The organism is Pseudomonas sp. MM227 (assembly GCF_947090715.1).
Lineage (GTDB): Bacteria > Pseudomonadota > Gammaproteobacteria > Pseudomonadales > Pseudomonadaceae > Aquipseudomonas > Aquipseudomonas baltica.
Genome location: NZ_OX352319.1, coordinates 4,446,157 through 4,464,913, shown reverse-complemented (window position 1 = coordinate 4,464,913; position 18,757 = coordinate 4,446,157). Strand labels below are relative to the sequence as shown.

The window sequence follows — 18,757 nt, the reverse complement described above, 5'->3', positions numbered from 1 at the left end:
GACCTGCCAAGCGCCTAGCGAGCCGCCAGCAAATCGCGGCCGCGAGCGACTGCCGCACGCACCTGAGCAGGCGCCGTGCCGCCGATGTGGTCGCGGGCATTGACCGAGCCTTCCAGGGTCAATACCTCGAACACGTCCGCATCGATCTGGTCACTGAACCGGCGCAGTTCTTCCAGGCTCATTTCCGCCAGGTCCTTGCCGGTGTCCACGCCATGCTTGACCGCATGCCCGACGATCTCGTGGCAATCGCGGAACGGCAGGCCACGGCGCACCAGGTAATCGGCGAGGTCGGTGGCGGTGGAGAAACCACGCAGCGCGGCTTCGCGCATCATGGCGTGCCTGGGCTTGATGGCCGGGATCATGTCGGCAAAGGCCCGCAGCGAGTCGCGCAGCGTGTCGGCGGCGTCGAACAGCGGTTCCTTGTCTTCCTGGTTGTCCTTGTTGTAGGCCAGCGGCTGGCCCTTCATCAGGGTCAGCAGGCCCATCAGCGCACCGAATACCCGGCCGCTCTTGCCGCGCACCAGTTCCGGTACGTCGGGGTTCTTCTTCTGCGGCATGATCGAGCTGCCGGTGCAGAAGCGGTCGGGCAGGTCGATAAACTGGAATTGCGCGCTGGTCCACAGCACCAGCTCCTCGGAGAAGCGCGACAGGTGCATCATCGCGATGCTGGCCGCAGCGCAGAATTCGATGGCGAAGTCACGGTCCGAAACGCCATCCAGCGAGTTGCCGCCGACGGCTTCGAAGCCCAGCAGCGTGCAGGTCAGCTCGCGGTCGATGGGGTAGGTGGTGCCGGCCAGCGCGGCGCTGCCCAGCGGCATGCGGTTGGTGCGCTTGCGGCAATCGACCAGGCGTTCATGGTCGCGGCTGAGCATTTCGAACCACGCCAGCAGGTGATGCCCGAAGGTCACCGGCTGCGCGGTCTGCAGGTGGGTGAAGCCCGGCATGATGGTGTCGGCCTCGCGCTCGGCCTGTTCCAGCAAGCCCTGCTGCAGGCGGGTGATTTCGCTGAGGATGAGGTCGATCTCGTCACGCAGCCACAGGCGAATGTCGGTGGCCACCTGATCGTTGCGGCTGCGTCCGGTGTGCAGCTTCTTGCCGGTGACACCGATGCGATCGGTCAGGCGCGCTTCGATGTTCATGTGCACGTCTTCCAGATCCGTGCGCCAGTCGAACTGGCCCGCCTGGATTTCTTGCTCGATGGTGCGCAGACCGTCGACGATGGTGTCGCGCTCCGCATCGGTGAGCACACCGACCTTGGCCAGCATGGTGGCGTGGGCGATCGAGCCCATGATGTCATGGCGGTACAGGCGCTGGTCGAAATCGACCGAGGCGGTGAAGCGGGCGACGAAGGCGTCGACGGGTTCACTGAAGCGGCCGCCCCAGGACTGGTTGGTCTTGTCAGTGCTCATGAATTGGCTCGTGCAAGGCGTGAACGGGAAATTGCCGCAATAATAACAAATGCGGCCCGGGTCTGTTGGCGGCATAGTGCAGGTGTCTATTGTCTGCATTCACTCCTTCGCGGGCAGAGGGCTCGCCGCCCGCCCCCGCTCTCACAAGTGATCACGTTGACCTGTGGGAGCGGGTCTCTGCCCGCGAAGAGGCCCGCGACACCCTACAGCAGCCAGGGAACCGTACATGTTCAGCAAGCCGTCGAACCCTCCCGAGCCGGACTTTTTCCTGCCCGAGCTATGCCTGCCCCAGGCACTGTTGATGCTGATCGTGCTGGCGCAGTTGCTGGTGTTCGTGCTGGTGCTGGCCGAACCCATGAACCCAGGCTTCAACTGGGTGCGCCTGGCCCTCACTTCGCTGTTCGTGCAATGGATCGTGCTGCTCTCGGCGGCCTTGCTCTGTGCCCTGCGCCCCTGGCTGGCGCGCCTGCGCCCCGGTATGGCGGGTGGGTTGTGCTGCGCCCTGGTAGTGGGCCTGACCCTCGCGGGCACGGCGGTGATCGACTACTTCCAGTTGGGCGGGCTCGACACGCCGACCGTGGAGGTCAATCGGTACCTGCGCCACGCCCTGATCGGGCTGATCATGTCGGCCTTGCTGCTGCGCTACTTCTACCTGCAGAGCCAGTGGCGGCGCCAGCAACAGGCCGAATTGCAGTCGCGTATCCAGGCCCTGCAGGCGCGCATTCGCCCGCACTTCCTGTTCAACAGCTTGAACAGCATCGCCAGCCTGGTGGTCAGCGATCCGGTCAAGGCCGAGCAGGCGGTGCTCAATCTGTCCGACCTGTTTCGTGCCAGTCTGGCCCAGCCCAACAGCCTGGTGATGTGGCGTGATGAGGTGGAGTTGGCCAAACGTTATTTATCGATTGAGCAATATCGTCTCGGCGAGCGTCTACAGTTGCACTGGAGGATCGAAACAATCCCGGATGATCTGCCGATCCCCCAACTTACTTTGCAACCGTTGTTGGAGAATGCGCTGGTACATGGCATCGCCCCTTTGATTTCGGGCGGGGTGGTCAGCGTGGAGGCCGACTACAAAGGGGGAGAGTTCATATTGACCATCAGCAATCCCTACCAAGAGGCCGCCACAGCGCAGGCGTCGGGCGGAACCCAGCAGGCGCTGGCAAACATTGGCGCTCGACTTGCGGCACTTTTCGGTCCGCGCGCAAGTCTTAGCGTGAATCGCCGTGACGGTCGTCACTTCACTTGTCTACGTTATCCATGTGCGAGACTCACGCAGGAATCCAGCGCTCTATGAATGTCCTGATCGTTGATGACGAACCCCTTGCCCGCGAACGTTTGAGCCGACTGGTTGGCGAGCTCGAGGGCTACCATGTGCTCGAACCCGGCGCCAGCAACGGCGAAGAAGCCCTGAGCATGATCGAGGCACAGAAGCCGGACGTAGTCCTGCTCGACATTCGCATGCCCGGCCTGGATGGCCTGCAGGTCGCCGCCAGGCTGTGCGAGCGCGACACGCCGCCGGCGGTGGTGTTCTGCACCGCCCATGACGAGTTTGCCCTGGATGCTTTTCAGGTCAGTGCCGTGGGCTACCTGGTCAAGCCGGTGCGCTCCGAACACCTGCTCGAAGCGTTGAAGAAGGCGGAAAAACCCAACCGCGTGCAACTGGCCGCCCTGACACGTCCGGCGGCCGAGGCGGGGACCGGTCCGCGCAGCCATATAAGCGCAAGAACCCGCAAGGGCATCGAGTTGATTCCGTTGGATCAGGTGATCTACTTCATTGCCGATCACAAGTACGTCACCCTGCGCCACGAAGGCGGCGAGGTCTTGCTCGATGAACCGCTCAAGGCGTTGGAAGACGAGTTTGGCGATCGCTTCGTGCGTATCCATCGCAACGCCCTGGTGGCCCGCGAGCGCATCGAGCGCTTGCAGCGCACGCCCCTGGGTCACTTTCAGCTCTATCTGAAGGGGCTCAACGGCGACGCGCTGATCGTCAGCCGACGCCATGTGGCCGGCGTGCGCAAGATGATGCAGCACCTCTAGCCCTCAGCAGGCCTGCCCAGTCCGCCGGGCTGGGCGCGGCCTGGCGCACAGCTGGTATCATCGTCCGCTAATCTTCATACGGATCGATTCATGCCCATTCGCGAAATCCGCATCGCCACCCGTAAAAGCGCGCTTGCTCTGTGGCAGGCCGAATACGTCAAGGCCCGCCTGGAGCAGGCGCATCCCGATCTGCAGGTCACCCTGGTGCCGATGGTCAGTCGCGGCGACAAGCTGCTCGACTCACCCTTGTCGAAGATCGGCGGCAAGGGGCTGTTCGTCAAGGAGCTGGAAACCGCCCTGCTCGAAGGCACGGCGGACATCGCCGTGCACTCGATGAAAGACGTGCCGATGGACTTCCCCGACGGGCTGGGGCTGTACTGCATCTGCGAGCGCGAAGACCCTCGCGACGCCTTCGTTTCCAACGCCTGGGACAGCCTGGAGGCGCTGCCGCCCGGCAGCATCGTCGGCACCTCCAGCCTGCGTCGCCAGACCCAGCTGCTGGCGCGACGTCCCGACCTGCAGATCCGCTTTCTGCGCGGCAACGTCAACACCCGCCTGGCCAAGCTCGATGCCGGTGAATACGACGCGATCATTCTGGCTGCGGCCGGCCTGATCCGCCTGGGCTTCGAAGAGCGCATCACCACCAGCATCAGCGTCGAAGACAGCCTGCCTGCGGGCGGCCAGGGCGCGGTCGGCATCGAGTGCCGGACGGCCGACAGCGAGATCCACGCGCTGCTGGGGTCATTGCATCACCGCGATACCGAATTTCGCGTGAGCGCCGAGCGTGCCCTGAACAAACACCTCAACGGTGGCTGCCAAGTGCCCATCGCCTGTTACGCCGTGCTCGAAGGGGAGCAGATCTGGCTGCGCGGCCTGGTGGGCGACCCGGCTGGGCAGCGTCTGCTGCATGCTCAGGCACGCGCGCCGCTGGCCGATGCGCAACAGTTGGGCGTACAGGTGGCCGAAGCCCTGCTGGAGCAGGGCGCCGACGACATTCTGCGCGCGGTGTACGGCGAGGCCGGTCATCCTTGAACCCTTGGCGAGTGTTGCTGACCCGACCCTGCCACGAGTGCGCGCTGCAAGCCCAGGCGCTGCTGGAACAGGGCGTGTTCGCGGCGAGCCTGCCATTGCTGGCGATCGAGCCGCTAGCGGACAGCGACACTCAGCGGCAGGTGCTGGCCGAACTGAATCGATACAATGCCGTGATCGTGGTCAGCAAGCCCGCCGCGCGCCTGGCCCTGGACCGCGCGCCTGCCAACCTCGGGCAGACCTCGTGGTTCAGCGTCGGTGCTGGCACGGCGGCCATTCTCGAAGCGCGTGGGCTGACCGTGACGTATCCTGAAACAGGAGACGATAGCGAAGCCTTGCTGAATCTGGCCCAATTGCGCGCCGCATTGGCGAGCCCCGATCCGCGGGTGCTGATCATCCGTGGCGAAGGCGGACGCGAGGCTCTGGCCGAGCACTTGCGTGAGCAGGGCGCGACGGTAGAGTATCTGCAACTGTACCGACGCAGCATTCCGGTCTACCCACCGGGTGCGCTGGTGTCCCGTATCGCATCGGAACGCTTGAACGCCTTGGTGGTCAGCAGTGGGCAGGGTTTTCAACACTTGCACCAATTGGCAGGCGAGCAGTGGTCGGTGATCCGTACCCTGCCGCTGTTCGTGCCCAGCCCGCGGGTAGCTGCGCTGGCGCGTGAAGCCGGTGCGGTGAATGTTGTGGATTGCCGAGGTGCCAGTACCTCGGCGTTGCTGGCGGCGCTGCGCACGCAGGCCGCACCCAGATCGTAAGGCGCGACCGCCAGCGAGGCGACCGCGCCCCTATGCAAAGGATGGACACGTGAGCGAAACAGCCTTGCCCAAAGACGAACCCAAGAGCGCCCCACAGGTGCCTTTCGAACAGCCAGCCGCCTTGCCCCCGCAGCGCTCGGCCAATGGCAACGGCTTGGCGATCATTGCGCTGCTGCTTGCCGCTGCCGGTCTGGCCGCAGCTGGCTGGGGCGTGTGGCAGGTGCGCACGCTGACCGCCGGCCACCAGCAGCAGTCGCGGGTGATCGAAGGGCTCGCCACGCAAACGCTGACGCTGGAACACAACGAACGGCAACTCAGTGCCGATCTCGCGCAGTTGCCCGACTCCAACGAACTCGAAGACCGCCACCGCCTGCTCGCCCAGTTGCAGGGCGATCAGCAGCGCTTGAGCCAGCGCCTGGAAACCGTGCTGGGCGCCAGCCGCAAGGACTGGCGTCTGGCCGAAGCGGAGCACCTGCTGCGCCTGGCCAGCCTGCGCCTGTCTGCTCTGCAGGACGTCACCAGCGCCAAGGCGCTGGTGCAGGGCGCCGACGAAATCCTGCGCGAGCAGGACGACCCGCAGGCCTTCGCCGCACGCGAGCAACTGACCCGCAGCCTGGCGTCGCTGCAAGGCACCACCCAGCCGGATCGCACCGGGTTGTTCCTGCAGCTGAGCGCCTTGCGCGAGCAGGCCACGCAGCTGACGGCGCTGGCGCCCGAATTCCAGGCGGCCGCGGCAGCTGCGCAGGGCAACTCACCAGAAGGCGAAACCCGCTGGCGCCAGTGGTGGAACAAGATTTCCGGTTTCTTCCGGGTCGATTTCAGCCCCGACGACAGCATCCGGCCGTTGCTCGCCGGGCAGAGCCTGAGTCAGGTTCGCCTGGCCTTGAGCCTGGCGCTGGAGCAGGCCCAGTGGGCTGCGCTCAATGGTCAGGGCAAGGTGTATACGCAAGCGCTGGACGACGCCCGCAGTATTCTGGTGGCGGGCTTCAATCGCGAGAATGGCCCGACCCAGGCCATGATCGAACAGTTGACTGCCCTGAAGAATCAGCCGGTTTCGGTCACCACACCTGATCTGGATGCAAGCCTCAACGCCATCCAGGCCTACCTGCAACATCGTCACACACCGGTCGAAGGCCTGCAGAAGTCGACCGAAGCAGCGCCGGCCGCTGTGGAGAGCCAACCATGAAACGGTTCTACGTGATCCTGTTTCTGGTGATTGCCGCCATGGTCGGCCTCGGCCTGGCCGTGGCCAAACACCCCGGCTACGTACTGATCGACTACCCCCATGTGATGCGCTACGAGTCGGGCCTGTGGAGCACGCTGCTGGCGTTGCTGGTGCTGGTCTTGGTGGCGTTCGTCGTCTACCTGCTGATCAGCGTGCTGGTCAGCTCCGGCCGCGTGGTCAATCCATGGTCGGGCCGCAATCGCAACCGCCGCGTGCAGACATCCATCGAGAAGGGCCAGCTGGACCTCGCCGAAGGGCGCTGGGCCAGTGCCCAGAAGCACTTGCAGCACGCAGCCGAAAATGAACGCCAGCCATTGCTCTATTACCTCGGCGCAGCACGCGCCGCCAATGAGCAGGGCCGCTACGAAGACAGCGACAACCTGCTCGAACGGGCCCTGGCACGTCAGCCACAAGCGGAATTGGCAATTGCCTTGAGCCATGCTCAGTTGCAGAGCGATCGCGGCGACAGTGACGGTTCCCTGCAGACCCTGCAGGCCATGCACGAGCGTCATCCGCGTAACGTGCAGGTGCTGCGGCAGCTGCAGCGTGTGCATCAGCAGCGTGGTGACTGGCCCGCAGTGGTCAAGCTGCTGCCACAACTGCGCAAGGACAAGGCCCTGCCGGCGGCCGAGCTCGCCGAACTCGAGCGACGTGCCTGGGGCGAGAACCTGAGCGTGGCGGCGCACGCGCCCGTGCACGAGCAAGGGCAAGGGCAGGGAGAGGCCGGCCTGGCTGCACTGGAGCGCGCCTGGCAGGCACTCAGCTCGGCACAGCGCCAGGAACCCGCATTGGTGCTCGCCTATACCGAGCAACTGCGTCAGGTGGGTGCGCAAGCCCAGGCTGAAGACGTGCTACGGACTGCGCAGAAGCGTCAGTACGACACGCACCTGGCTCGCCTCTATGGCCTGGTGATCGGCACCGACCCTGCGCGCCAATTGCAGACTGCCGAAGGCTGGCTCAAACAGCATCCCCACGATGCCGGGTTGTTGTTGACCCTGGGTCGTCTGTGCCTGCAGAACCGCTTGTGGGGCAAGGCCCGCGACTACCTGGAAAGCAGCCTGCGCCTGCAGCGCAGCCCGGAAACCTGCGCAGAACTTGCACGCCTGCTCGCCCAGTTGGGCGATACCGAACGCAGCAACCAGTTGTTCCAGGAAGGCCTCGGGCTGCTTGACGAACGTTTGCTGGCTGCACCCCTGCCCACTTCGGTGCGCACGCTCTGAATCGCTTTCGCGTGTAGAACGAGGCCGCGCCACTGCTCTGCCCCCGTGCGCACCCGGAGGCAGGGGCAGGCGCCACTAAAACCGGCATTTGGCGCAATGTCTCCCTGATTAAACGCTTGTATGAACTTTATCCGATGCGTACCTTGATGCCATTGGCGCACGGGCATAATCTCCCCCTGCATGTACATCGACATTCGCCGTCACAGACCGCGAATCGGTCCGAGCCCTGCTTCCTGTCGTACAGGAGCGCGAAGCCGGGCATGACCCACAAGGGAAGCACTCATCATGTTGGAAAGTTGCCAGAATGCCCAGGAACGTTGGGGCGGAGTTCACCTGCTGATCGATCGCTGGCTGCAGGAGCGCAATGAGCTGATCAAGGCGTTCGATGCATTGGGCGACACGCCCCAGGCCCTGGTCGAAGATCGCAAGAGGCTGCAGGATTTCTGCGGCTTGCTGGTCGACTACACATCGGCCGGCCATTTTGAAATCTACGAACAGTTGACCGACGAAGCCAAGGCGTTCAATGACAAGCGTGGTCTGGAACTGGCCGACACGATCTGGCCACGCATCGACGAAATCACCCAGAAAGCGCTCGACTTCAACGATTACTGCGACAAGGGCGACTGCTCCGATGCCGCCGTCATTCTGGACAAGCTCAAGGAGCTGGGTCGGTTGTTGCACGAGCGCTTCGAGCTCGAAGACTGCCTGATCGAGGTCTTGCACAACGCACACAAGGAAGAGTCCGTCGCCCAGGCGTGACTCTCTGTCGACGCGGCCCTAAGGGGCCGTGGCCAGCAGATGAATGTCGAACGTCAGCGGTGTATTGGGTGGTATCAAGGCACCGGCGCCGTCTGTTCCATAGGCGTGCGCCGATGCAATGACCACACGCCACTTCGCGCCGACCGGCATCTGCGGCAACACCGTACGCCAGCCCTCGATGACGCTGTTCAAGCGAAACCACTGCGCCTGGGTGCTTTGGTCGAACACGCTGCCGTCGGGCAGCTTCCCCACGTATTGAACCTGCATACGCCCATCGGCGGTGGCAGGTGCCCCTGCGCCAGGTTCCAGTACGGTTACCAGAATGCCCTCAGCGATCTCCCGCACCCCGGCCTTGGCTCGTTCGGCGGCCATGAAGCGGCGCTCGGCGGCCAGCGCCTGTTCCGTATCGGCTGCTTTGTCAGGCTTGTCCGTCTTGTCCGCCTGTGCCTGATACTGAGCCAGCAATTGGCCGATGCGCTCGTCGCTCAATGCCAGCGGCTCTTGTCGATACGCCTCCTGCAAGCCCTTGAGCAGGGCGTCGAGTTGAAGCCCGGGGGCGTCCTGGCGCAGGCGTTCCCCCAGGCTGGCGCCCACACTGTAGGCCAGGTCGCGGGCACCGTCCGGCGCAGCTTGCGCGTGCGCGTGCGCTTGTGGCAGGGCCAGGGACAATGGCACCAGGGACAACGACAACAGCAGGCGAGGCAACATCACATTCTCCAGGACAAGACACGGCGAGCATGGACCGATTATGCCACCGACCGGGAAACGGGGCCTCGCGGACACAGTCAACATGTTCTGGCGGCTCTACAGCCACAGGTCTAGTATGAGCCTCTACCCATCGGCCAGGAGGTAACCCATGTCGGCTAACAAGAAGCCCGTAAACACCCCGTTGCATTTGCTTCAACAGCTTTCCGGCAGTTTGCTCGAGCACCTCGAAAGTGCATGTTCCCAGGCCTTGGCCGATGCTGAAAAACTGCTCGCCAAGCTCGAGAAGCAGCGCGGCAAGGCTCAGGAAAAACTGCACAAGTCGCGCACCAAAGTGCAGGACGCTGCTACTGCCGGCAAGAAAAAGAAGCAAGCCAAGGCGCACGACTCGGTGAGCGAACTCGAACAACTGCTCGACGAGCTCAAGGACCGCCAGGCCGAAACCCGCGCCTACATCGTCGAGCTCAAGCGCGACGCCCAGGAAAGCCTGAAACTGGCAGCCGGGGTAGGGCGCGTCCAGGAAGCGGCGAGCAAGGCAATCGAAACCCGTTCGGCCAAGCCCAAGGCAACCCCTGCGGCCGCGGCCAAGTCGGCCAGCCCGGCAGCCAAGCCTGCCGCTCGCACGCCTGCCAAGAGCACCCCAGCCGGGTCGACTGCACGTGCGGCCGCGAAGCCTGCAGCCAGCAAAACCACCCGTGTAGCTGCCGCAGCCACTGCGAGCAAGCCGGCGGTTTCCCGCAGCACTACCCGCAAGGCCCTGGCGGCCCCGGGCGCGGCGGTCAAGCCTGACGCCAAGGCACCCGCCAAGCCGGCTGCGCGGCCGGCCAGAAAGCCTGCGGCCGCCAAGTCGCTTGCCGCAGCCGTGCATTCGAGTGCGACCGAGTCCGGTGCTCCCGCCACTGGCGCTCAGGACGACAAGGGCGACGCATCTTCGAGCCAAGCCTGAGTCTCCCTGGCTGCCACGCCCAGCACGTGTAACGCCGCGCTCGAGTGCGCGGCCGTTGCGGGTAGCAAAGCAGGCAGCCAGGTCATGCTCAAGCCCTGCGTAGCGAGGGGCCAAGGTGCGGCCTGATAGTGCAGGCGCTGCAGCAACTGGCGTTCGGCGTTCAGTTCCAGTGCCTTGACCGATTCGCGCAGGTGCATCAGCTCAGGGTCTTGCACGGCCTGGGCTCGCCACTGCTGGCGCAATTCGCGCAAGGGTCGCACCACGTCCGCATGCCAAGGCGTGGCGATCGCCTCCAGCAGCGTCACCCGTTCGCATGTGCAGGCCACGCCCCTGGCATCCAGCCAGGCACCGCACAGCAGCAGGCACACGTTGGCGCCATCTGCTTGCAGCTGCAGGCAGGTGGTTTCGATGCCTGGTCGGGCATAGAGGTCCAGGGCAAACTTCCACAACTCATCATGCATCGTGCTACTCGCGCCAGTGGGCAAGGAAGCTGGTAGACTTCGCCGCCATTATGATCCGACTTCAGAACCTCACTTTACAGCGTGGCCCGCAGCGTCTGCTAGAAGACGCCGAGCTGACCCTGCACGCCGGTCAGAAAGCCGGCCTCATCGGCGCCAACGGTGCTGGCAAATCCAGCCTGTTCGCCTTGCTGCGTGGCGAGCTTGTGCCCGACTCCGGCAATTGCTACCTGCCCGCCGATTGGCGTATCGCCCACATGCGCCAGGAAGTCGATACCCTCGAACGCATTGCGGTCGACTACGTACTCGATGGCGATGTGCGTCTGCGCGAAGTGCAGCAGGCACTGGCGGACGCCGAGGCCACGCAGGACGGTGCGGCCCAGGCGCGCCTGCATGCCGAGCTCGACAGTGCCGACGGCTATACCGCGGACGCACGTGCACGCAAGCTGCTCGCAGGGCTTGGTTTCAGCAACGAGCAGATGGACCGTCAGGTCGGTGATTTTTCCGGGGGCTGGCGGATGCGCCTGAGCCTGGCTCAGGCTTTGATGTGCCCTTCCGACCTGCTGCTGCTCGACGAACCGACCAACCACCTGGATCTCGACGCCATTCTGTGGCTCGAGGACTGGCTCAAGGGCTATCCCGGCACCCTGCTGTTGATCTCCCACGACCGCGACTTCCTCGACGAAGTCGTCGATCACGTGGCCCACGTCGAACAGCAGAAGCTGACCCTGTACCGTGGTGGCTACAGCGCCTTCGAACGCGCCCGTGCCGAACGCCTGGCGCAGCAGCAGCAAGCGTACGAGAAGCAGCAGGTGCAGCGCGCGCACATGGAGAAGTACATTGCGCGCTTCAAGGCCCAGGCCACCAAGGCGCGTCAGGCGCAGAGCCGGATCAAGGCCCTGGAGCGCATGGAAGAGCTGTCGGCGGCACACGTCGACTCGCCCTTCGACTTCGTGTTCCGCGAATCGGTGAAGATTTCCAGCCCCTTGCTCGACCTGTCCGAAGGTCGGCTGGGCTACGGCGAAACGGCCGTGCTGGAGAAGGTCAAGCTGCAGCTTGCGCCCGGTGCGCGGATTGGCCTGTTGGGCCCCAATGGCGCGGGCAAGTCGACCCTGATCAAGAACCTCGCTGGCGAGCTCACGCCCATCGGCGGACGCCTGGTACGTGGCGAGAACCTGGTGGTGGGCTATTTCGCCCAGCACCAGCTGGACTCCCTGGACAGCAAGGCCAGCCCGTTGCTGCATCTGCAGCGGCTGGCACCGGGCGAGCGTGAGCAGGTACTGCGCGACTTCCTCGGTGGCTTCGATTTCCGTGGCGCGCGCATCGATGAACCGGTGCTGAATTTCTCCGGTGGCGAAAAGGCCCGCCTGGCGCTGGCGTTGATTGCCTGGGAACGGCCCAACCTGTTGCTGCTCGACGAACCGACCAACCACCTCGACCTGGAGATGCGCCTGGCCCTGACCATGGCCTTGCAGGAGTTCAGTGGCGCGGTGCTGGTGGTGTCCCACGACCGGCATCTGCTCAAGAGCACCACCGACGATTTCCTGTTGGTAGCCGATGGCAAGGTCGAGCCGTTCGATGGCGATCTGGACGACTACGCGCGCTGGCTGGTGGATTATCGCCAGCGCCACGCGCCAGTCAGCAATACCCCGGTCAACCTCGACAAGACCGACAAGAAAGCCCAACGGCAGGCCGCCGCCGCACTGCGTCAGCAACTGGCGCCGCACAAGCGCCAGGCCGACAAGCTGGAACGCGACCTTGGCGAGGTTCACGAGAAGCTGGCGAAGATCGAAGCCGCCTTGTCCGACAGTGCGCTCTACGAGGCCGCGCGCAAGGATGAACTGCGCGACCAGCTTGCCCAACAGGCCAAGCTCAAGGTGCGCGAGGGTGAGCTGGAAGAGCAGTGGATGGAAGCGCTGGAAATGCTCGAAGACATGCAGGCACAACTCGAGGCATTGGCCTGATACTGGGGCTTGATGCCGAGCTGCCTGCACGGGCCCATAGCCAAATTCGCTGCGCCGTTTTACCTTAGGCTGTCCCTATTCGAGCGTCGAGGTCCGTATGCTGCTGGAAACCTGGTTGGCCTTTTTGGTGGCGTGCTGGATCATCAGTCTTTCGCCTGGGGCCGGAGCTATCGCGTCCATGTCCAGTGGCTTGCAGCACGGTTTCCTGCGCGGCTACTGGAATGCGATCGGCCTGCAGTTGGGGCTGCTTCTGCAAATTGCGATCATTGCGGCTGGCGTCGGGGCCGTGCTCGCGGCGTCGGCCACGGCGTTCCAGGCGATCAAGTGGTTTGGCGTGCTCTATCTGCTCTATCTTGCGTTCAAGCAATGGCGTGCACTGCCTGCCGACATCGGTGAGGAGGCGGGGCAAAAGCCGGCTGGCAAGGCATCGAGCCTGGTGCTGCGCGGTTTTCTGGTGAACGTCGGCAACCCCAAGGCGCTGGTATTCATGCTGGCGGTATTGCCGCAATTCATCAATCCGCACGCGCCACTGCTGGTTCAATACCTGACCATTGCAGCGACCATGGTGACCGTGGACCTGATCGTCATGGCCGGCTATACCGGGTTGGCGGCGAAGGTGCTGCGGCTGCTGCGCACGCCGCGCCAGCAGCGACGCATGAACCGCACCTTCGCCGGCTTGTTCGTGGCGGCGGCGACCCTGCTCGCTACGCTGCGGCGGGTGCCTGCCTGAAATCGGCGGTCAGGCCTGGGTGAGTTCGATCACCCGGTCCACCAGCTTGTTGATGCCGGCGGCGGCTTCGCTGATGGTCTTGGCGCTCATGTAGGCGGGGGTGCTGACCAGCTTGCGGGCGGTGTCCTCGACGATCTCGGTCACTTCGCATTCCTGGTGGGTGCCACCCATTTTCTCGATGGCCTGCGCGGTTTCGGCATCGGTACCGATGGTGCAGATCACGCCGGGACCGTAGATTTTGCCGCCAGCGCCGGTGAGATGCAGATCAAGCCAACCGGCTTGCGCGCTTCGGCGAAGGCCTCGGCCAGTGCCTGCACTTGCAGGTTGACCGAGCAGGCAGCGCCGTCGCTGGCGAAGGAAGACAGATTCTTTGCCGCGCCGAACCCACCTGGAACGATCAAGGCATCGAAATCATCGGCGTTGGCCAGGGCGATGTCCTTGACCTCGCCACGGGCGATCCGCGCCGATTCCACCAGCACGTTGCGCGACTCGGGCATTTCCTCACCGTTCAAGTGGTTGATCACATGCTTCTGGGCAACGTCGGGCGCGAAGCACTGCACTTGGCAGCCGCGCTGGTCCAGGCGCAGCAAGGTGATCACGCTTTCCTGAATTTCGCTGCCGTCATAGACGCCACAGCCGGAAAGGATCACCGCGATTTTCTTGGTCATGTCGAACTCCGATTGTGGCCACTGCTTCATTGGCATGTGTTCAGTAGCATGGATCACGCTCGGCGGCGTGTGTTCAGTTCGAGCGGGCCGTCAGGGCTGCTCGTCACCGGGCGCAGGCGTCGCCGCAGGGGCTTCCAGGCGCGCCTGGCGGGCGATGCGTGCGGCCTTGATGCGGCGCCGTACCCACAGCAGGACGCCGATCAGCACCAGCGCGCCGAGGACCCACAGCTCGTATTTCTTGACGTTGCCCAGCATGTGTTCGAGGAACGAGCCGAAATGGTAGGCCGCCAGGCCCAGTGCCGTGGCCCATACTGCAGCCCCGATGCCGTTGAGCAGCAGGTAACGCCGTGGTGGATAGCCGGACAGACCGATTGCCACCGGCATGACGGTGCGCAGGCCATAGACGAAACGAAAGCTCAGGACCCAGATGTCCGGATGCCGGCGGATGTGCTCCAACGCACGGTCGCCCAACAGCTGCCAACGAGGTTTGCGCGCCAGTAGCTTGCGTCCATGCTTGCGGCCCATGAAATACCACAGCTGGTCGCCTGCGTAGCTGCCGAAGAAGGCCACCACCACAACCATGTTGATATCCATGTAGCCACGGAACGCCAGAAACCCGGCCAGGACCAGAATGGTCTCGCCTTCGAAGAACGTGCCGAGGAACAGGGCGAAATAGCCAAAATCGTTCAGGAATTGTTGGAGCATTTTATCGATGCTGGCGAAGTGAATGCGCAGCCTAACCCGTCATGGGCATACATGAAAGTGTCCAAATGTGTCTTGTCGTGAACAATGCTTGTCAACCTGAGAACGCAGACACCTTGTGGATGCGGCCGGTCATGTCATGCAACCGTCATAATCCATGCTTATAACTGTCGCGCCCCCCTTCCAAGCGTGCAGGCGTCAATGGCATCCTGACGCATTACGCGATCCGTGCCGCTCAATTGCAAAGGGCAGTTACGCCCTCGGGAACGCCAGATGAACAACGAAGCCCAGACTCAAGTCGCTCTCACCCAAGATCAGCCGGTGGTCGAAACCCCGGTAGAAGCGCCGTTGGTCATAGAAGCCATCGTCGAACCCGCGCACCCGAGCGAGGCCCTCGCGCCGGCGCCGCACATCGTCGTGCCGGGGCTGGACGACAGCAGCCTGTACATCCATCGCGAGCTGTCGCAGTTGCAGTTCAACATCCGCGTGCTGGAGCAGGCGTTGGATGAATCCTATCCGCTGCTCGAGCGGCTCAAGTTCCTGCTGATCTTTTCCAGCAACCTCGACGAATTCTTCGAGATCCGCGTCGCAGGGCTCAAGAAGCAGATCACCTTTGCCCGCGAACAGGCCGGCGCCGACGGTCTGCAGCCGCATCAGGCGCTGGCGCGGATCAGCGAGCTGGTGCATGGCCATGTCGATCGCCAGTACGCCATCCTCAACGACATCCTGTTGCCGGAGCTGGAGAAACACCAGGTTCGCTTCATTCGTCGTCGGCATTGGACAACCAAGCTCAAGACCTGGGTGCGTCGCTATTTCCGCGACGAAATCGCGCCGATCATCACGCCCATCGGCCTGGACCCTACGCACCCGTTCCCGCTGCTGGTGAACAAGAGCCTGAACTTCATCGTCGAGCTCGAAGGCGTCGATGCCTTCGGTCGCGACTCTGGCCTGGCGATCATTCCGGCACCGCGGTTGCTGCCGCGGGTGATCAAGGTGCCCGAGGACGTAGGCGGGCCGGGCGACAATTTCGTGTTCCTGTCCTCGATGATCCATGCCCATGCCGATGACCTGTTCCAAGGCATGAAAGTGAAGGGCTGCTATCAATTTCGCCTGACCCGCAACGCCGACCTGTCGGTCGATACCGAGGACGTCGAAGACCTGGCGCGTGCGCTGCGCGGCGAGCTGTTCTCGCGTCGCTACGGCGATGCGGTACGTCTGGAAGTGGCCGACACCTGTCCCAAGCTTCTGTCCGACTATCTGCTCAAGCAGTTCAACCTGTCGGACACCGAGCTGTATCAGGTCAACGGCCCGGTCAACCTGACGCGTTTGTTCAGCATCACCGGTCTGGACAGCCATCCCGAGCTGCAGTACCTGCCGTTCACGCCACAGATTCCGAAGCTGTTGCAGAACAGCGAGAACATTTTCAGCGTGGTCAGCAAGCAGGACATCCTGCTGCTGCACCCCTTCGAATCGTTCACGCCCGTGGTCGATCTGTTGCGCCAGGCGGCCAAGGACCCTCATGTGCTGGCCGTGCGGCAGACGCTGTACCGCAGCGGTGCCAATTCCGAGATCGTCGATGCGTTGGTGGATGCCGCCCGCAATGGCAAGGAAGTCACCGTCGTCATCGAGCTGCGCGCGCGCTTCGACGAGGAATCCAACCTGCAGCTGGCCAGCCGTCTGCAAGCCGCGGGCGCGGTGGTGATCTACGGCGTGGTGGGCTTCAAGACCCACGCCAAGATGATGCTCATTCTGCGCCGCGAGGCGGGCGAGATCGTACGCTATGCACACCTTGGCACCGGTAACTACCACGCCGGCAATGCCAAGCTGTACACCGACTACAGTCTGCTGACCTCGGACGATGCACTGTGCGAAGACGTCGGCAAGTTGTTCAGCCAGTTGATCGGCATGGGCAAGACCTTGCGCATGAAGAAGCTGTTGCATGCACCCTTCACGTTGAAGAAGGGCATGCTCGACATGATCGCTCGCGAGACCCAGTACGCCATCGACGGCAAGCCGGCGCACATCATTGCCAAGTTCAACTCGCTGACCGACCCGAAGGTCATTCGCGCGCTGTACAAGGCCAGCCAGTCAGGGGTGCGCATCGATCTGGTGGTGCGCGGCATGTGCTGCCTGCGTCCGGGCATTCCCGGGGTGTCGCACAACATCCATGTGCGCTCGATCATCGGGCGGTTCCTGGAGCACACGCGGGTGTTCTACTTCCTCAACGGAGGCGAGGAGCAGATGTTCCTGTCCAGTGCCGACTGGATGGAGCGCAACCTCGACAAGCGCGTCGAAACCTGTTTCCCGGTGGAAGGCAAGAAGCTGATCGTGCGGGTCAAGAAGGAGCTGGAAAGCTACCTGACCGACAATACCCATTCCTGGATCCTGCAGGCCGACGGGCGCTACGTGCGCAACACCCCGACCGGCAACCAGAACGCCCGCAGTGCGCAGGACACGCTGCTCGAGCGGCTGAGCAACCCGATCCTGCCGGTGCGCTAGCAGCCAGCGAGATCGGCGGTGCGGCTTTCGCGGGCAGAGCCCGCTCCCACATTGGAATGCGATCCCTGTGGGAGCGGGTCTCTGCCCGCGAAAGGGCCTGCGCGGTCTTCAGCGCACGGTGAGGGTGAAGCCTACGCGGGTCAGCCATTCGGCTTCCTGGGCGAAGTCGGCCTGGGTCAGCTGGTTGTTCTCCAGCCAGCCATCGGGGAACACCACATCCAGGCTCTTGGCCTTGGCATGCAGGGACACCGCCGGCATCTCCTGGGTACCACGGATGTGGTGGAACAGGATGGCGAAGCGCAGCAGCACGCACAGCCGGATCAACTGCACACCGTCGTCGCCGAACTCGGCGAACTTGTCCTTGGGAATGTTGCGGCGGTGGCCGCGCACCAGCAGCGCCAGCATCTGCTGGTCTTCGCGCGAGAACCCGGCCAGGTCGGAGTGTTCGATCAGGTAGGCGCCGTGCTTGTGGTAATGGTAATGGGCAATGTCCAGGCCTATCTCGTGAACCTTCGCCGCCCAGCCCAGCAGCTCGCGCCAGACCCCGTCTTCCAGCTCCCAGTCCGCCGCCACCTGGTCGAAGGCATGCAGCGCCTTGCGCTCGACGCGCTCGGCCTGCTCGACATCGACGTGGTAGCGGGTCATCAACGAACCCAAAGTACGTTCGCGCACATCTTCGTGGTGATGACGGCCCAGCAGGTCGTACAGCACGCCTTCGCGCAGGGCGCCATCGCAATGGTCCATGCGCTGCAGGGCGAGGGCATCGAAGATCGCTTCGAGAATCGCCAGCCCGGCGGGAAAGATGGTCCGGCGGTCCGGCTTGATGCCGTCGAAATCGATCTTGTCGACATCGCCCAGCTTGAACAGCTTGCGCTTGAGCCAGGCCAGCCCCTCGGCATTGACCTCGCCGCTGCCCTGGCCGCCGGCCTTGAGGGCCAGGCCGATGGCGCGGATGGTGCCGGAGGAGCCGATGGCTTCGTCCCAGCTGAGCCGATGCAGGGCATTCTCGATGCTCATGATCTCCAGGCGCGCTGCCGTGTACGCCTGGGCGTAGCGGGCCGGGGTGATCTTGCCGTCGCGGAAGTAGCGCTGGGTGTAGCTCACGCAGCCCATCTGCAGGCTCTCGCGCAGCAGGGGTTCGAAGCGCTGGCCGATGATGAACTCGGTGCTGCCGCCGCCGATGTCGGCGACCAGGCGCTTGCCCGGCGTGTCGGCCAGGGTGTGGGAGACGCCCAGATAGATGAGGCGGGCCTCTTCGCGGCCAGAGATGACTTCCACCGGATGACCGAGGATCTGCTCCGCGCGGACGATGAATTCGTTGCGGTTGCGGGCTTCGCGCAGGGCGTTGGTGCCCACGATGCGCACCGCGCCCAGGGGCAGGCCGTTGATCAGTTGGGCGAAGCGCTTGAGGCAGTCCAGACCGCGCTGCATCGACTCTTCGCTGAGCTTGCGCTCTTCGTCGATGCCGGCGGCCAGCTGGACCTTTTCGCCCAGGCGTTCGAGGATGCGGATTTCATTGACGTGGGCCTTGGCCACCACCATATGAAAGCTGTTCGAGCCCAGGTCGATGGCGGCGATCAGGGACAGGTTCTTGGCTTTGGTCTGCGGCATGGTCAAAGGATCTCGGTCGTTAACCCCCGCATCGTGC

General features: G+C 63.8%; 16 protein-coding genes and 1 pseudogene. 11 read left to right on the top strand and 6 right to left on the bottom strand.

Features of this window, described 5'->3' with window-relative positions:
• Positions 1–14: 14 nt before the first annotated feature.
• Positions 15–1,409 (bottom strand): argininosuccinate lyase, encoded by a 1,395-nt coding sequence (gene argH / locus ONG87_RS20335; protein ID WP_122479922.1) that lies wholly within the window; start codon positions 1,407–1,409, stop codon positions 15–17.
• A 226-nt stretch (positions 1,410–1,635) separates the two neighbouring features.
• Here argH and ONG87_RS20330 point away from each other — a divergent pair, with 226 nt between their 5' ends.
• The 7 genes from ONG87_RS20330 (at position 1,636) to rsd (ending at position 8,437) form a co-directional block, all read left to right on the top strand.
• The gene (locus ONG87_RS20330) at positions 1,636–2,703 is read left to right on the top strand and encodes a sensor histidine kinase (RefSeq protein ID WP_122479921.1); all 1,068 of its coding nucleotides are present in this window, start codon (positions 1,636–1,638) and stop codon (positions 2,701–2,703) included.
• Positions 2,700–3,446: a LytTR family DNA-binding domain-containing protein gene (locus ONG87_RS20325; RefSeq protein WP_122479920.1), complete on the top strand. Its 747-nt coding sequence runs from the start codon at positions 2,700–2,702 to the stop codon at positions 3,444–3,446. The genes ONG87_RS20330 and ONG87_RS20325 overlap by 4 nt, the downstream gene beginning before the upstream one ends.
• A gap of 90 nt (positions 3,447–3,536) precedes the next feature.
• A complete protein-coding gene (gene hemC / locus ONG87_RS20320) occupies positions 3,537–4,478 on the top strand; it encodes a hydroxymethylbilane synthase (protein WP_122479919.1) in 942 nt (313 codons plus the stop codon).
• Positions 4,475–5,233, top strand: a complete 759-nt coding sequence (locus tag ONG87_RS20315; RefSeq protein ID WP_264381936.1) for a uroporphyrinogen-III synthase — start codon at positions 4,475–4,477, stop codon at positions 5,231–5,233. The genes hemC and ONG87_RS20315 overlap by 4 nt, the downstream gene beginning before the upstream one ends.
• 49 nt (positions 5,234–5,282) lie before the next feature.
• The gene (locus tag ONG87_RS20310) at positions 5,283–6,419 is read left to right on the top strand and encodes a uroporphyrinogen-III C-methyltransferase (RefSeq protein ID WP_192059385.1); all 1,137 of its coding nucleotides are present in this window, start codon (positions 5,283–5,285) and stop codon (positions 6,417–6,419) included.
• Positions 6,416–7,678: a heme biosynthesis HemY N-terminal domain-containing protein gene (locus ONG87_RS20305; protein WP_264381935.1), complete on the top strand. Its 1,263-nt coding sequence runs from the start codon at positions 6,416–6,418 to the stop codon at positions 7,676–7,678. The genes ONG87_RS20310 and ONG87_RS20305 overlap by 4 nt, the downstream gene beginning before the upstream one ends.
• A 285-nt stretch (positions 7,679–7,963) precedes the next feature.
• Positions 7,964–8,437 (top strand): sigma D regulator, encoded by a 474-nt coding sequence (gene rsd / locus ONG87_RS20300; RefSeq protein WP_122479915.1) that lies wholly within the window; start codon positions 7,964–7,966, stop codon positions 8,435–8,437.
• 18 nt (positions 8,438–8,455) lie between these two features.
• On the opposite strand, the gene ONG87_RS20295 is transcribed toward rsd, so the two are convergent.
• Positions 8,456–9,145 carry an FKBP-type peptidyl-prolyl cis-trans isomerase gene (locus ONG87_RS20295; RefSeq protein WP_264381934.1) on the bottom strand — a complete coding sequence of 230 codons (690 nt, stop codon included), beginning with the start codon at positions 9,143–9,145 and terminating at the stop codon, positions 8,456–8,458.
• A 148-nt stretch (positions 9,146–9,293) separates the two neighbouring features.
• Here ONG87_RS20295 and ONG87_RS20290 point away from each other — a divergent pair, with 148 nt between their 5' ends.
• Positions 9,294–10,088: an AlgP family protein gene (locus ONG87_RS20290; RefSeq protein WP_192059389.1), complete on the top strand. Its 795-nt coding sequence runs from the start codon at positions 9,294–9,296 to the stop codon at positions 10,086–10,088.
• Here ONG87_RS20290 and ONG87_RS20285 read toward each other — a convergent pair.
• The gene (locus tag ONG87_RS20285) at positions 10,049–10,549 is read right to left on the bottom strand and encodes a TIGR02444 family protein (protein ID WP_264381933.1); all 501 of its coding nucleotides are present in this window, start codon (positions 10,547–10,549) and stop codon (positions 10,049–10,051) included. The two genes, ONG87_RS20290 and ONG87_RS20285, sit on opposite strands and share 40 nt — an antisense overlap.
• Positions 10,550–10,599: 50 nt before the next feature.
• Between ONG87_RS20285 and ONG87_RS20280 the strand changes: the two genes are divergently transcribed.
• Positions 10,600–12,510 (top strand): ATP-binding cassette domain-containing protein, encoded by a 1,911-nt coding sequence (locus tag ONG87_RS20280; protein WP_264381932.1) that lies wholly within the window; start codon positions 10,600–10,602, stop codon positions 12,508–12,510.
• Between the two features lie 97 nt (positions 12,511–12,607).
• Positions 12,608–13,240, top strand: coding sequence for a LysE family transporter (locus tag ONG87_RS20275; RefSeq protein ID WP_122715994.1), 633 nt, complete (start codon positions 12,608–12,610; stop codon positions 13,238–13,240).
• 9 nt (positions 13,241–13,249) lie between these two features.
• On the opposite strand, the pseudogene elbB reads toward ONG87_RS20275, so the two are convergent.
• Both elbB and ONG87_RS20265 read right to left on the bottom strand, forming a co-directional pair.
• Positions 13,250–13,908, bottom strand: a pseudogene (elbB, locus tag ONG87_RS20270) (isoprenoid biosynthesis glyoxalase ElbB).
• 90 nt (positions 13,909–13,998) lie between these two features.
• Positions 13,999–14,613, bottom strand: a complete 615-nt coding sequence (locus ONG87_RS20265; protein WP_122479910.1) for a DedA family protein — start codon at positions 14,611–14,613, stop codon at positions 13,999–14,001.
• 270 nt (positions 14,614–14,883) lie between these two features.
• Here ONG87_RS20265 and ppk1 point away from each other — a divergent pair, with 270 nt between their 5' ends.
• The gene (ppk1, locus tag ONG87_RS20260; protein WP_122715990.1) at positions 14,884–17,109 is read left to right on the top strand and encodes a polyphosphate kinase 1; all 2,226 of its coding nucleotides are present in this window, start codon (positions 14,884–14,886) and stop codon (positions 17,107–17,109) included.
• A gap of 108 nt (positions 17,110–17,217) precedes the next feature.
• On the opposite strand, the gene ppx is transcribed toward ppk1, so the two are convergent.
• A complete protein-coding gene (gene ppx / locus ONG87_RS20255) occupies positions 17,218–18,720 on the bottom strand; it encodes an exopolyphosphatase (RefSeq protein ID WP_122480128.1) in 1,503 nt (500 codons plus the stop codon).
• Between the last annotated feature and the right edge of the window lie 37 nt (positions 18,721–18,757).